We start from the raw sequence: 13919 nt of genomic DNA, 5'->3' as shown, positions 1-13919 counted from the left end.
TCGGCGCTCTTGCAACATACATTTCTAGGCCAAAAAGTTCGACTGCCTGACTGTGCAATGAAGCGCAAATTCTTTGAATTTCACAGCCTTGGCCCGATGCATACTCGTGTCAGGACAACACTTATCGGCTTTATATGAGTCTTGTGAGACGCGCTGAATCGGAGTAGGGTGGCTGTCGGCGTAAACCGTCCCGCCCGCGGCCGCCCGCTGGAGTAGTTGCCATGAGTGCCCCCACCATCGTCCTGGATTCGCTCCGGCTCGAGCCCCGGTTGTCCGTAACCAGCACGCTCGTCGACGCCGCCGCCATCGCGCAGGAAGTGCGCGCGCTGGACGATCATCTCGTCGCCTTACTGGTGCGCGCCGCTGACGTCGCGGCCCCGCCGGCGGACATCTTTGTCAGCGCGTGGGCGAGCATCGCCTCGCAACAGCTCGACACCGCGCGAACGATCCTCGAGATGCCCGTGATCGCGCTACCAGACGAGTTGGCGCGTTGGCACGAGGTCGTGATTCAGTCCATCCGTGAAATGGAACGACCGCGCGCACTCTTTGTGCATCTTGCCGACATCGAACACGCGCACACAGCGCTCACAAACCAACTTCGCAACGTCTCCGAAAGCATTGTCGGTGTGGGAATGGTGGGATCGGCGCTGGTCAAGTGGTTCAACGAGCGCCGAGAGGAATCATCGTTGCTGCTGCCGGTGTCGACGCTCAATCACGTCCCGGGCGAATCAGCGTCGATATCGCTCGACGCAGCGCGAGCATTACGCGACACGCTGCTCAAGGACGAGATGTGGCTCACCAGCACGCAGGTGGCAGAACACGGCCGTGGCGAGGCGCTCGAGACCAACCCGCACGAGTACGCCAGCCGGCTGCGGCGCGAACGTCGTCTGCTCGGGGTGCGTATCCGCGGCCAGTACCTGCACCCGGCCTTCCAATTCTTGACGGCCACAGGTGCTCCACATCCGAAGATGTCCGAACTCCTTGCCATTCTCCCCGCAGAAGATCACGGGTGGGCCGGAGCGCTATGGTGCTTCTCCCCCACGAACGCGCTCGACGGCCAACGACCGGCCGACCGCTTCCTAGCCGACCCCGATGCGGTCATCGCCCTCGCGCGCCGCGACTTCGAGGGCGACAATGCCGACTGGTGACCTTCCGACCTTCGTCGACCTGGTCATTGACGAGCTGCGGCCGCGCGTATGGCACCAGTATCCGACTGTGCTGCCCAGCGGCGCCACCGTTACGGCGACGCAGTTCAATCCTGCGAGCCGAGCCCGCTTTTCCGCCATCGTGGCGTCGCCGCCGCGCGCGATGTACTACGCAGGCTCAAGCCGCGAAGCAGCACTCTGGGAATCGCGACCGCTGCGGGACGTGATCGGCATCGGAGGCATCGTGCCGCTGAGCCGGCACCAGTTTCGAAATCAGCGCCTGGTGGAGCTGCGGTCGCTGCGACCCTTGCGCTTCGTCGACCTCGACATCAAGAAGGCGCGTCGCATGGTAGCGACGATCGCCGACCTGGATCTACTCGAAAACCTTAAGCAGACGTCGAAGCACGAACGCACGCACGCCACCGCCGCGGCCATCCTCGCGCTGGCCGCCGCGCGCGGAATAGCGCTGGACGGACTGATGTGGCGATCCAAGCAACACGGCACAGACACTGTCTTTCTGCTGTTCGACCCACCGGTGCGCAGCGCCGATCTGGAGGTCATCGCCGGCACCGAGATAGCGCTCGACGACCAGGAGCAGGCGTGGCCCGCCGTCGACGCAGCCCTCGCGCAGGCGAGCCTGCGCCGCGCCACCGCGGACGACGCCGCCGGCGACGCAGTGGCGGAGTCCCCATGACCGGAAATCTCGCAACAACACTAACAGCACATGACGCTCGCCCTGCCCACTGAAGTCACAGCGGCGCTCGCGACGCGGGAACAACCGCTCGTGATCATACGTCCGGCGGCGACCCCTCAAGACCTGGCGGCCGCGCTGGTGAAACTCGCCCGCCTGCGCCTTCCCCTCGCCTACGAAGCCATGGACGCGTGGTGGGCAATGAACTCCGGAGCAGCACGGCACGCGCTGGTGTTTCGGCTCGCCAGCGCGTTGGACAGAGTCGACAGCAAGACGGCCGAAGACGTGCTCGATCCCCGTTGGCGCGCGGGCGTCGGCATTCCGCTGGCCCTCGCCACATTTGCCGCCACCTGGCGCGGCCGCCGACGCTCACGCGCCGGCAACAGCATCAAGGCACTTTCGGCCGATTGGCGCGTCTGGCGCACGTGGTGCAAGTCCCATCACATGCCGAGCTTCAATCCGAGTGCGCGGCAGCTGCGCGCATTCCTCGCCTGGTACGCGCCAACCCACAAACTCGCCAGTATCCAGCGCTGGGGATCGAGCCTCAGTACGTTACACGAGGCGGCGGGGTTCTCCAATCCTCTCAAATCACCCCTCAACCGCGACGTCTGGCTGGCCGCGCTCAATCCGCCCGATCCCACGAAGGCTGGCGTCCGAACCGACCGCCGCAACGTTCCTGTGCGCCAAGCCGAGGGCCTCACACGCGAGCATCTCGAGCGCGTGCTCGCTGCCATCGACACCAAGACCCTCATCGGTGCGCGCGACGCCGCTCTGCTGGCAACAACCTACGATCTGCTCGGCCGCCGCTCCGAAGTCGTTGCGCTTGACGGTGACGACATCCGGGTCGACGACGAAACGAGCCAGGGGATAGCACAGATCCGCCGAAGCAAGACGGACCAGCGCGGACAGGGCAAAGCACTCTTCCTTCGTCGCGATACCTGCGTACGCATTCTCCTTTGGATCGACCGCGCCAAGCTTGATCTTGACGAGCCCGCACTATTCCGCTCACTGCGCGGTTTCGCGGGCCACGGCAGCGCGCGGCCGCGCGCGCGGCTGCCCGCCTCGGAGTTGGCGAAGATCATCCGAAAGCGCGTCGCGTCCGCCGGCCTCTTCGACGGGCTAGGGCTCACTGAGAAGCAAATCAAGGCACGTATCGCCCGCTTCTCGGGGCACTCCTTGCGCGTAGGCGCGGCGCAGGACATGGTAGCGGCCGGTATCTCCGACGTCGACTTGATGAACAGCGGGCGTTGGAAGAGCCTGAAGACCGTAGCTCGCTACACCGACGCGCTACGCGCCAAGCACGGTGGCATGGCGAAGCTCGCGGAGCTCCAGGACGCCGCCGGGGCCCGCGCGCCGATGCGGGGTTGAGCCAGGATAGGAGCACAATTGGGTCATACGATCTCGACTCCTGCAGCATCAAGGACCCTATCAAGCTGGCATCCCTTCCGGTCACGGCCTTCCCAACGGAAAGAGGCGCCACCCGAACGGCTCGTGGTACGCCTCAGCCAGATCCATGCCGAGCACCTAGCTGTACTCGTACACTTACCATGCCTGCTGTTTATCGTGTAGTTCCATCACCGCTTCGCCCAATCGCCATCGCGCAAGACGATCCCTGCACGGCTCAGGTTCGCGTAGAGTTCTCTAGCGCGTGCTGGTTTGATGAAGTTGAGAAGCCCCCATCAGGTAGCGCTGTGCCGCGACTCTTCCGGTACGCGACCGTGCAATACGATCCAGAAAATTGTTTGACAGTCTCGCGCGGATTTGCGAAGGGGGTGAGGCCCGAGCAGCTCACCGCGACAGCCATGCCATTTCTGACGATTTGCGATGCTTGTTTCGGCTATTGCAAACTGCGCAAAGCGAAAGGTCGGCTCGACCAGCACAGCAACCGGATTCAGCGAGAGAAAGGGTACAGTTGAGCCGCGTCTCGCGTATCCCGTACTCCGAATGGTTTGCACTCGGCGGCCTATGATCAAATTTTCGCTCTTATCTGGGCTCAACCCAATCTACGGAAATTTCACTGCAGCCGATCGTACATGGGCATCGATCGAGGCATAGATTTCCAGTGGAAAACCGATCGCCGTTCTGCCGGGATGCGTTGACCTGTATGCAGAATCAGATAGGGTAGCGGTGTATGTCGTGTGGCGGCCAAGACAGTGTGGCATTCAACATGCAAAATGAGGGAGTGACCAAGTGGCGCAAGGCCGCACAGATAGTTTGGGGCGCTACTACACGCGCGAATGCGTGGCCTCCGTACTGGTGGACGCGATTGACGCAGTCCTACCCCACACGATCATTGATTTGGGAGCCGGGGCCGGTACGTTAATTACCGAGGCCGCCAAACGTTGGGGGAAGGCTCGCTACCTTACGGTCGACATCGATCGAAAGGCAGCCAGCGGAGGTTTCCCAACGGCACTCGGGAGAGCGTATCGTCACCACGTTGGCGATGCGCTGGAGCGCAACATTGAGTCCCTTCTCCCGGTGCCACGTGGCGGCGCATGCGTTGCTCTGTGCAATCCGCCGTACATTCGACCCAAATGGCAGATCCATTTCAGAGACTTGCTAGAAGAAGTGGGGCTCGAGTCAGTACTACCCAAAGCACGGGACTTGCCGGCAGATGTACTCTTCGTGGCGCAAAGTCTGCGTCTCTTGAAGCCCGGGGGACGCCTCGGTCTGATTCTTCCAGACGGCCTGATAGCTGGAGAACGGTTCGCCAGCTTCAGAAGCGCGCTCGTGACGCATCACAGCATTCACCAGGTAGTCGAGCTTCCGCGCAGCATATTTAGAAGAACTGAGGCCAAGGCCCACATCCTGGTCGTAGGACGATCGGAAAGCCAGGCCAAGGATATTCTAGTGCGCTGCTTGAATCTCACGGGAAAATTGTCAGAAGCTATTGCGGTTTCACCGGAGCGCGCATGCGAACGACTGGATTACTCGTTTCATGTGGCCGGAACCAAAATCGGCAAGCGACCGAGGAACTGTGTTGGTGATTTCGTCGAGAATGTCAGCCGTGGCTCCTACAGTTCTAGGACTCGCAAGGATGCGAGTGTGGTCGTCTTTCATACGAGCGACCTGCCACCTGGGCGTACGACGGTACCCAAGCGATTCTGGCTGCGACCAGCCGTGGCGACAGGATCTGCAGTGACTGCGATCGCGGGTGATCTCCTCGTCGCGCGTGTCGGCCGCGGGCTGAGTAAGAAAATCTGCGTGGTTACCGCGGGAAAAATTGTGCCTTCGGACTGCTTCTTGCGGATCCGTCCGCGGGCCGGCTTGAGCCAGAAACTGCTTCAACTCCTAACAAGCTCGCGCGGCCAAGAAGCCCTTGAACGCATCGCCCATGGTGTGGGTGCTCGTTTCATCACTGTCCAAGCTTTCTTGTGTATCAGAATATGACCATTGCAACTCCGACAACCGACCCCTTGGAGTTGCAAGTCGCCCTACAGCAGCGGGCCGACTACATCCCCATAGAAGACTTGTCGCAGGAAACGTCGGAAGCGGGAGATTTGTTTCAAAAGGTCTTCCGAGAACTGATCAACCGCGGCCTCCGTACGTTGGTGGGACCACGTGGCTGCGGCAAGACCCACTTGATGCGGTACACATGGCTGCAGTGCCGCAACACGATGACACGTCCGTTTGCGGTCTTTGTCTCATTCAACCGCTACTTTCGACTGGAACCCTTACTGTCCAGTCAGGCTGGTGCTCTGGAGCAGTTTCACTCCTGGGTGCTGGCTCGGACCATTCTGTCGATACTCGACAGTGCTAATGAATGGCAGCCAAAGCTATCCGTCGCTGACTTGCTGCCCGACGGATTGTCGCCAACTGAATTGCAGACCTTTGTGAACCGGGTTGAGCGCAGCGTGCCTCCGGACACAGATTCGGCGCTAGTCGGTAGAGCGCTCTCGATCGACTTGGTCCAAAAGCTTGCAAGTGCAACGCGTGAGCGGGCGGAGCGCAAGCACACGATCCTGCTGATGGATGATGCCGCACTCACACTGACACCTGACTATTTGGTCGAATTTCTAGACATTGTGCGGTCGCTTAAGACCGTAGACCTAGCGCCTAAGGCATCGGTCTATCCGGGAACGACCGAGATGAGTCCTCGATTTCATGAGGGGCAGGATTCGATTGCCGTGCCCGTTTGGCTCAGCGTCGAAGATCCGGCATACGAAAAGGTGATAGACGGCATTGCACGAGCTCGAGTTCGTACCTTCGATCAAATACCAGACGACGCAAAGGCTACTCTTCGGTTCGCCGCTTTCGGCATACCGCGTGCCTACCTTACGATGCTCGATGAATTTGGCCGAGGCGGATTTGCGAGCACGCAGCAAGGGGTGAGCCGGATCATTCAGCACCATCTCGATGCCCGCGTCGGGGAGTTCCGGTCGTTGGGAACAAAAGTTCCAAAATTGGATTCGCTCGTGGTTGCCGGCGAGGCTGTGCTAGAAGCGATGGCCAAAGAGATTAAGACGGCCAATGACGTGTCGGCATCGAGGGACCTAAGGCAGCTCACATACGGTGTCGTCGAGAGCGATTTGACGCCCATAGTCGAGCGGATGTTTCGGCTTCTAATCGAGGCCGGGCTCGTCTACGACAACGGGACCGTCAAGCACGGGACGCCAGAGCGAATCTACCGACGCTATATTCCACACGCCGCACTACTTATTTCGATCCGCGCGTTGGGTGGAGGCACTGCTGGCGGAAGTCTGCGCCAAACTATCGACGCGATTGCACGAAAGTCTGAGAAGCATCCGGTCCGCAAAGGACTTCAGCGGGCCGTTCCCAATCTCGACTTGTCCCAACTCTCCTTTTCGTTGCCCAAGTGTGCTGCCTGCGGCACTACTCGGATCACCGATAGCCAACGCTTTTGCCATCACTGCGGCCAAATGTTGGTTGAGGCATCCACATTCGCGAAATGCCTCGATACGCGCATTGACGATGTGCCTGGCCTATCTGATTGGCAGCGAAACCAGATCACACAGTTCCTTCCGGCGTACCGAACGTTGCGCGATTTTCTCGCCAAGCAAGATCCCGCCGCCGATCTCCTGACCGTGCGCGGGTTTGGGCGTCAGCGCACGACAAAAATCGTTGACGTGCTCAATGGCTTTGTCGATGAATACCTGTCATGACTGCGCCGCTCAGACACGTGCCGGCGAACTACTCCAGCATGGTGCCCATTCCGGCGCCCACGACTCGCTTGGATACCTGCACGGTATTTCAAATCTCCCATGACGATTCGATGCTGTCGCCGATCGATCAGTTCATCACGAACACACTGCCACTAAACCTGATGTGGGCCAAACGCGGTCCCACCGAGCGGTTCGAGCGGTTCGAGGGCGTACTACTCGTGCTGGGCTATGTGTCAGCCGTCGAGAGCTACATGCGCGCACTCATCCGGCGTGTGCTTGTCGTTGACGAAATAGCAAAGGAAAAGTGTCATTCGCTAACTGTGTCGTACGCTGCAGCGCAAGTTCATGGCTCTGATATGCTTCCTGAAGCGTTGCTTGAGGAGCATGCTTTTTCTGGCGCCAAGGGTATTACCAGCGGGCTAATCAAGTTCTTGGGCGTTGACGTGGCGCCAGACAAGGCCTTGGTCGACCTGATCGACCAGTACGGCGATGTGTGCGAAATACGCCACTGCTGCGTGCACCGTTTCGGAAAGCTGGGCACGAAGAACGCCGTGGAATTGGGACTAGAGAGTCACCGGGCATTGATTGAAAAGCCCGTCGAACTCGGACGGTCCTCGATTGAAGTAATCGCTTCGGTCCTTGCGACCTTGGTCAAGAGCATCAACAATCATGTAATGGCTGCCGTTCTGAATCGAAGCGTATGGCCAAGCCGGAATGGATCATCGTCGCCGTGGACCTGGATCGAGCGCAAGGATTGGAGTCTGTATCGTAGCTACTATGCCATCTTCGCGAGCACCAAAGAGGCATCTCCGTCGGCCACGTGCGCAGTGATGTATAGATTGTTCAAGAATGAATTTAAACAACGGTCCCAGAAGAAAAACGTAAAGTGAGCCCAGCGACGATTGGTGCGGTACCCACTGAACAGTCTATTGCAGAAACATTTTTCGGCTTCTGTGATCGGTTTTTACATGTATCTCGGCTCAATCCCAAATCCGTCTCAATAGGCGAGATCCTTGCCTATATCTTGAAAACTGCACAAAAAACGAGATCGACCCAGCCAGCATCCCCAGCACCGGCGAACCGACCTCGTGTTGTCCACCTGGAGGTTCAGTGAGTTTGCTGACAGCGGAAGCAACCACGCGGATGCTCGGGCTACGGTCTGCCGCACCTGGGGCTATCCTGCGGATGGCTGCTGGGCTGAGTGGTACACCGACACGGAGGTGCGCCCGACGGTGAGGATGCTGGCGACGACCGAACGCCGCGCAACGCGATGCGTGCTCCACGATGTTACGCCCCTGACGGGTGCGCCGCGTTCTTGAAGTTGTCGCGCATAGGCCTCACCGGCGCACCCCCGCGCCGATGGGAACCCCGAAATGAACTTCATCCATCGATCCGACGGCACCTACCGCTTCCACCGCAGCCGCACCGACGTTGCTGAGTGCGACGTGCTGGCGGCCGCCGAAGACATCCTACGCCGCCGATTGGAGCGGCACGGCTCCGTCAGCAAACCCACGGATGCGATCAGCTTCCTTCGCGCGCGCATCGGGCACCTACCGCACGAGGAGTTTCATGTGTTATGGCTTGACACCCGTCACCGCATCATAGCGGCCGAACGGCTTTTCGCAGGCACTCTAGACGGCACGGCGGTTCATGCGCGCGAAGTCGTACGCCGTGCGCTGGAGGTCAACGCGAGTGCCGTGGTGCTAGCGCACAACCACCCTTCAGGTGTGGCCGAACCGAGCCACGCCGATCGCCTGATCACCAGAGAATTGAGCAGCGCCCTCGGACTCATCGGGGTCCGCGTGCTGGACCACGTCATCGTCTCCGCAGGTGCATCAGTCTCCCTGGCGGAACTCGGCGAGCTCGCAAATTAACCCTCCCAATGCCAGCCGGTCGGCAGCCCACGCTGCCGACTTCTCGACAGAACGCCTCCCTCAGATCCTGTGCGCGTGCGCTGTTGACCGATTGGATGGATCGGGCGCTAGACCTGGTGAGGTCCCCTGAGTTCGTCGAACTTGGTTACTGCAGCGTCTCAGGATAGGCATCCGCACTATCCGCGACATGGCGCAGCCAAGGCCGCTATGTACGTGCAGGGGTTCGGCCGAGATACGTGTAAAAATAGGACATTCAAGTCTAGAAAAGCAATTTAATCAGCTAGTTACACGATTCGGCCGCTTCAGAGGGTTCGTAGCTGAACAGGCCGCCCCGGCCCCAAGCTGACTCAGCGCAGATCCCGTTTCGACCAGCTGGCCCTGTCGTCCGGTAACAGGCCGTCATCGAACACGTCCAGCTTGTCTTCCGGCTCGAGCATGTCCTTGTAGATGACGAGGTTGGTGCCACCCGCCCGCACCATGCTCGGGAAGATGATGCCCTTGTGGCCCTGCTCCATGGCTAGATCGCCCAGCATCCAGGTGATCGGCGTGATGCCCTGATTTGTTGGCGCGCGTTTAAAGCTGACCATCCCTGCGCGTTGAAGATTGACCAGGGATGGAAGCCGAGGGGAAGTTCCCTGGGCTGGTTTGAAGTGTAGAGTTTTTGAGTCAGGAAGGTGTGTCGTTGGCCTCCTTGGCCGCGCTTTCGCGGCTTTGCTCGCGAGCTTTGATACGAGCTTTGGCCTTGCTGCTGCTGTGGCGGAAGCGGTAGGACTCATTGCCGGTCTCAACGATGTGGCAATGGTGGGTGAGCCGGTCTAGAAGCGCGGTGGTCATCTTCGGATCGACGAACACGTGAGCCCATTCGCCGAAGACCAGGTTGGTGGTGATCACCACGCTGGTGTGCTCGTAGAGCTTTGACAGCAGATGGAACAAGAGCGCGCCGCCTGCTTGTGAGAACGGCAGGTATCCCAGCTCATCGAGGATGACGAGGTCCAGATGCATGAGCTGATGGGCTAAGCGTCCAGCTCTACCAGCAGCCTTTTCCAGCTCCAGCGTGTTGACGAGTTCAATCGTGGAGAAGAAGCGCACTCGCTTGCCGTGCTGAGTGATCGCGTGAACTCCCAGCGCCGTAGCAAGGTGTGTTTTGCCTGTGCCTGTGCCACCGAGGAACACGATGTTCTCGGCTTTGTCGGTAAACGCGAGTGTGGCGAACTGCTCGATCTGACGACGCTCGACCTTGGATTGGTCGAACTCGAACCCGGCCAGGTCGCGATGCACCGGGAAGCGCGCTGCCTGCATCTGGTAGCGGATCGAACGCAGACCCCGATCAGTGCGTTCCGCGTGAAGCAGCGAGCGCAGGAGCGTGTCGGTCATCTGCAGATGCGAAGCTGGGCTTTGATGCTGCAGTTCCGCGTAGCCGCTGGCCATACCGTACAGGCGCAGCGCTTTGAGTTCGGTGACGAGGTCAGTCACGTGTCACCTCCGCATGCAAGCTGTCGTAGCGGCCAGGAGCAGCCAACGGCGGAGTGGTAACTGTCAGCGCGGTGGCGACGATTTCCGGTGCAGGCTCCTCGCGCAGACGTGCCAGCACGTTCAGCACGTGCTCGACGCTGGGGCGTCCGGTATCGAGGACCAGTTCTACGGCGACGATTACCGCCTCAAGGCCGTGAACGGGAACTGCCGCCAACACCTGTGACATCACGCGATCGCCGCCTTCGCGACGCAGCAACGCCCGGCTCAAGCGCAATAACGGTTCGGGCATCTGAGCGAACGGTGCGCCATTACGCAGTGCGCCCGGCTTGCGCTCCACGAGCGGAAGATAGTGCAGCCAGTCATAAACGACACGATCGCGTTCCACGACGCGTGCGTGTTCAGCGACGACCTCTTGGTCCACAACGATGACGAGTCGCTCCGGGTAGAGACGTACGCTGACACGATGGCCTGCGTAAGCGCACGGTACGGAGTAGCGGTTACGTGCCACGGTGATCAAGCTCGTGCTGGAGACGCGCACCGGCAATTCCACGTAGCCGTCGAACGGCGCCGGCATAGGCATTAGATGCGCTTGTTCGTGCTCCAGTGCCTCGGCGATCGTTAGCTCCGGATGCTCAGGGTGCGCAGCGCTACGTGTCATCACGCACTGTGTGGCCAAGTACACATTGAGCTCAGCGAACGAGGCGAAGCGCTGTTCCAGCGTCGTATGCCAGATCCGCCGTCGTGCGTCCTGGACGTTCTTCTCGACCCGGCCTTTCTCCCAGCCGGATGCCACATTGCAGAAGTCCGGGTCGAACAGATAGTGCGCCGCCATCGCCGCAAAACGTGCATTGACGATTCGAGCCTTGCCTCTGCCCGGCACGCGATCCACAGCCGTCTTCATGTTGTCGTAGATGCCGCGGCGAGCGACACCACCCAGCCCGACGAAGCATCGTGCATGTGCGTCAAACAACATCTCGTGCACTTGGCTCGGATACGCGACCAGCCAGAACGCGCGGCTCGCGCACAGCTTCATGTGCGCTACCTGCACTCGGCGCCAGATGCCGCCGATCACGATCCCTTCTTCGCTCCAGTCGAACTGGAAGGCCTCGCCCCACGCAAAGGTCAACGGCACATACGCCGACCGGGCGGTGACGGCACCCGCCTGTTCTCGCCACGCCCGAAGGGCTTCGGTGACGCGTGCATAGTGGCCGGTAAATCCCTCGGCCTTGAGTTGCTCGTGCAGGCGTCTCGCCGTGCGGCGTTGCGAGCGCGGCCGTCGCGCATCCACGCCTCGAACTCGTCCAGCTTCTTGCTCGCTGGCGTACGTTTGTACTTCATCTCGCGCCGCGCCGGCTCACGCAACCACGCTTTGATCGTGTTGCGCGACAGGCTCGTTCGCCGCGCAATCTCGCTAATCGACAACCCATCTCGCAACCTCAGCCGCCGGACCTTCGCGTACATCGCCATGGTGTGCACCTTCGTCACCCCGCATCGGCCGAAACCCATGCAGGTTAGGTGGGACACCCTGGTCAATTTTCCGCGCGCACAACCCCGTTTAGCTGGTCAGTTTTCAACGCGCCTCAACAGACTAACGCAGCTTCCGACGCTTCGGGGTAAGAAAACGTCGTGTTCAATGCACGGCGCCCTCGGGCGGCACCGCCGGTCTACGTGTTCACCAGCGTTAGCACGGGCGCGAACCCGCCGCCCGCCGTGCGGAAATTGGTGGTTTGCCCCTGATAGAGCCGGGCCGCGTAGAACAGCGCCTGGCCGCGGTAGGCATAGCAGCGCAGATCGACCTTCAGCGGGGTGGCATCGCGTCCGGTATGTCGCTCGCTGGGGGGAACCACGGCCTGCGCGACATAGGCCTGACCTTCCATCTGGGCCCAGGTCTTGTGGGTCAGCTTGTCGCCCCGGTAGCTGGCGCGGCTGCCGAATCCGCCGGCGGGCTTGAAAAACCAATCGCGTCGCGTGGCCCACAACTGCTCGCGATTGTCCGCGGTCACGAGTACCGTCGACGGGATTACCTCGGCAAGCAGCGCCTGCACCTCCTGGGACAGCCCGGCTTGGGCTAAAAACCTGCGGTCGCCCAATAGGCTCAGATTGCGCTTGTCGGCCCACAGCGCGTGGGCGCGCGGGTGGGGAGTCAACGCCACGTTGCCCGCCAGGTACGCCGAACGAAGCGCGTGCGACGTGGGTGCGGCCAACGCGAAGTCGGTGAGACGGTTGTAAACCCACCCGATGCGCGTCTCGCCCAACCGCAGCGCGCCGTCGACGTAGCTCAGATCCGCCGGATCACAGATGGCCGTCCGATGACCCCGAGCTTCCAGCGCCCGTTTGAACAGCATGAACTCGGCATAGAGGTATTGCTGCTCTGGCGCCTCGTCTACGATAGCCACCTGCGCGTCGGCGGCATGTTCGCCCTGCGCCCGCCACTCATCGAGCAAGACGTCGATCGCCAGCTGTTCGGTCTCTGGGGAGGCGGCCGGCACGCTCAGCGACGGCAGGCACAGGCGCTGGGCCTTCGCCAGGAGGGCGTTGAGCAGCAGCCCGCCGGGATTGGTGTTGATCTCGATAAGCCGGGGGCCCTCGGGCCCCAGATGAAAGTCAAAGCCCAGCAGTCCGCTAGGCGAGCCCGGATCGTGGTGGGCGATGGGGGGAGCCCAAGCCAATGCGGCGTCGACGAAGCCAGTGGTCGCGACGGCGGCGCTCAAGGCCCGTACGGCGGCCTCCATCTGCCCAATGGTGTGCTCGGGCACGAAGACCGGCAGTGCAGCGAACAGGTGGGCGTGGGCATCCGTCAAGCGCCTGGGCGCGCCTTCCGAGGCCAGCAGGCCGTTGACCTGCTCGCGTACGGCCTCCGGATCCACCGCGACGCAAAAACAGTCGCGGTGCAGGGCGTCGGCGGTCACGGTTTCCACGCAGGGCACACCGCAATGCTCCAGGACACGGCGAATGGCAGGTTGGGTCACGAGGGTCACGGGGGGTCTCGCAGTAGGGGGCGTGTGGCGCCCAGACAAGGTTATCGTGACGTATCCTGCGCCAGCTGGAACTATTCCGGGTCGGAGGAGTCGGAGGAGACGCTGGGTCGTTTGACCCAGGTCAAGCCCCGGCGCCGCCGGAGCGGGTACGGTAGTTTTCAACCATGAAGCGATTCCGCCGCCACCGCTGGTCCACCCGTCTTTCGCTGCTGGCGATGGTCGCCCTGCTGTGGACGCAGATGGCCTTGGCGAGCCATCCTGCCTGCACTTTGGCCAGCATGGCGCTGGCCGAGAGTGGCATCGGCCACGCTGATCACGGCGGGCCGCCCCCGGAACCCTGTCATCCGGCGCCCGCCGCGGATGCGTCTTCGCCCGCGTGCGAGTCGCACTGCAGCCGCAGCGAACTGAGTCCGGACGTCTCCCGCGTGCTGGCCGTGCCCGCCCTGGGGCTCTTGCCGGCGATCCCCGTGGTCAGCGTGCAGCACCTCCCCCACGATCCCGACGCCGCCCAGGCACCGGGGCCGCTGCGCTCCTGGCATCGACCTACTGCGCATCCTGCGAGTCTCTTGCTGATCTGATTCCTGACCGATGACCGGCCGGCGCCGCTGTGTGCCGACGCCGGAGACATCGGTTCG

General features: G+C 61.5%; 11 protein-coding genes and 1 pseudogene. 8 read left to right on the top strand and 4 right to left on the bottom strand.

The window, feature by feature from the left end; all coding sequences use genetic code 11:
- Positions 1–221 precede the first annotated feature (221 nt).
- From DFR29_RS25780 to DFR29_RS25750, 7 genes are all read left to right on the top strand, one after another.
- On the top strand, positions 222–1148 hold the full coding sequence (locus tag DFR29_RS25780) for a hypothetical protein (protein WP_133821520.1): 927 nt from the start codon (positions 222–224) through the stop codon (positions 1146–1148).
- Positions 1135–1839: an RES domain-containing protein gene (locus DFR29_RS25775; RefSeq protein WP_166654341.1), complete on the top strand. Its 705-nt coding sequence runs from the start codon at positions 1135–1137 to the stop codon at positions 1837–1839. The genes DFR29_RS25780 and DFR29_RS25775 overlap by 14 nt, the downstream gene beginning before the upstream one ends.
- Positions 1840–1869: 30 nt before the next feature.
- A complete protein-coding gene (locus DFR29_RS25770; protein WP_133821518.1) occupies positions 1870–3204 on the top strand; it encodes a tyrosine-type recombinase/integrase in 1335 nt (444 codons plus the stop codon).
- A gap of 822 nt (positions 3205–4026) precedes the next feature.
- Positions 4027–5226: an N-6 DNA methylase gene (locus DFR29_RS25765; protein ID WP_133821517.1), complete on the top strand. Its 1200-nt coding sequence runs from the start codon at positions 4027–4029 to the stop codon at positions 5224–5226.
- Positions 5223–6959 carry an ORC-CDC6 family AAA ATPase gene (locus DFR29_RS25760; RefSeq protein ID WP_133821516.1) on the top strand — a complete coding sequence of 579 codons (1737 nt, stop codon included), beginning with the start codon at positions 5223–5225 and terminating at the stop codon, positions 6957–6959. Before DFR29_RS25765 ends, DFR29_RS25760 begins: the two co-directional genes overlap by 4 nt.
- On the top strand, positions 6956–7849 hold the full coding sequence (locus DFR29_RS25755) for a hypothetical protein (protein ID WP_133821515.1): 894 nt from the start codon (positions 6956–6958) through the stop codon (positions 7847–7849). Before DFR29_RS25760 ends, DFR29_RS25755 begins: the two co-directional genes overlap by 4 nt.
- Before the next feature lie 483 nt (positions 7850–8332).
- The gene (locus DFR29_RS25750) at positions 8333–8833 is read left to right on the top strand and encodes a JAB domain-containing protein (protein WP_133821514.1); all 501 of its coding nucleotides are present in this window, start codon (positions 8333–8335) and stop codon (positions 8831–8833) included.
- Positions 8834–9180: 347 nt separating this feature from the next.
- Here DFR29_RS25750 and DFR29_RS25745 read toward each other — a convergent pair whose 3' ends face one another.
- From DFR29_RS25745 to DFR29_RS25730, 4 genes and pseudogenes are all read right to left on the bottom strand, one after another.
- A complete protein-coding gene (locus tag DFR29_RS25745) occupies positions 9181–9420 on the bottom strand; it encodes an RES family NAD+ phosphorylase (RefSeq protein ID WP_133821513.1) in 240 nt (79 codons plus the stop codon).
- A gap of 79 nt (positions 9421–9499) precedes the next feature.
- A complete protein-coding gene (gene istB, locus DFR29_RS25740; protein ID WP_133821512.1) occupies positions 9500–10306 on the bottom strand; it encodes an IS21-like element helper ATPase IstB in 807 nt (268 codons plus the stop codon).
- Positions 10299–11773 (bottom strand): annotated as a pseudogene (gene istA / locus DFR29_RS25735) (IS21 family transposase). The gene istB and the pseudogene istA overlap by 8 nt, the downstream one beginning before the upstream one ends.
- Positions 11774–11970: 197 nt before the next feature.
- Positions 11971–13284 (bottom strand): hypothetical protein, encoded by a 1314-nt coding sequence (locus DFR29_RS25730; RefSeq protein WP_133821511.1) that lies wholly within the window; start codon positions 13282–13284, stop codon positions 11971–11973.
- A 164-nt stretch (positions 13285–13448) separates the two neighbouring features.
- Between DFR29_RS25730 and DFR29_RS25725 the strand changes: the two genes are divergently transcribed.
- Positions 13449–13862, top strand: coding sequence for a hypothetical protein (locus tag DFR29_RS25725; RefSeq protein WP_133821510.1), 414 nt, complete (start codon positions 13449–13451; stop codon positions 13860–13862).
- Positions 13863–13919: the final 57 nt, after the last annotated feature.

The sequence above is a fragment of the Tahibacter aquaticus genome (assembly GCF_004363655.1).
GTDB lineage: Bacteria > Pseudomonadota > Gammaproteobacteria > Xanthomonadales > Rhodanobacteraceae > Tahibacter > Tahibacter aquaticus.
The sequence above is the reverse complement of the archived record's forward strand: the minus strand, read 5'-3'. Positions and strand labels throughout refer to the sequence as shown.

Bases quoted from the DNA above. Each gene is read 5' to 3' on its own strand.
- DFR29_RS25780 (WP_133821520.1), top strand. From the start codon at position 222: ATGAGTGCCCCCACCATCGTCCTGGATTCGCTCCGGCTCGAGCCCCGG.
- DFR29_RS25775 (WP_166654341.1), top strand. From the start codon at position 1,135: ATGCCGACTGGTGACCTTCCGACCTTCGTCGACCTGGTCATTGACGAG.
- DFR29_RS25770 (WP_133821518.1), top strand. From the start codon at position 1,870: ATGACGCTCGCCCTGCCCACTGAAGTCACAGCGGCGCTCGCGACGCGG.
- DFR29_RS25760 (WP_133821516.1), top strand. From the start codon at position 5,223: ATGACCATTGCAACTCCGACAACCGACCCCTTGGAGTTGCAAGTCGCC.
- DFR29_RS25755 (WP_133821515.1), top strand. From the start codon at position 6,956: ATGACTGCGCCGCTCAGACACGTGCCGGCGAACTACTCCAGCATGGTG.
- DFR29_RS25750 (WP_133821514.1), top strand. From the start codon at position 8,333: ATGAACTTCATCCATCGATCCGACGGCACCTACCGCTTCCACCGCAGC.
- DFR29_RS25745 (WP_133821513.1), bottom strand. From the start codon at position 9,420: ATGGTCAGCTTTAAACGCGCGCCAACAAATCAGGGCATCACGCCGATC.
- DFR29_RS25725 (WP_133821510.1), top strand. From the start codon at position 13,449: ATGAAGCGATTCCGCCGCCACCGCTGGTCCACCCGTCTTTCGCTGCTG.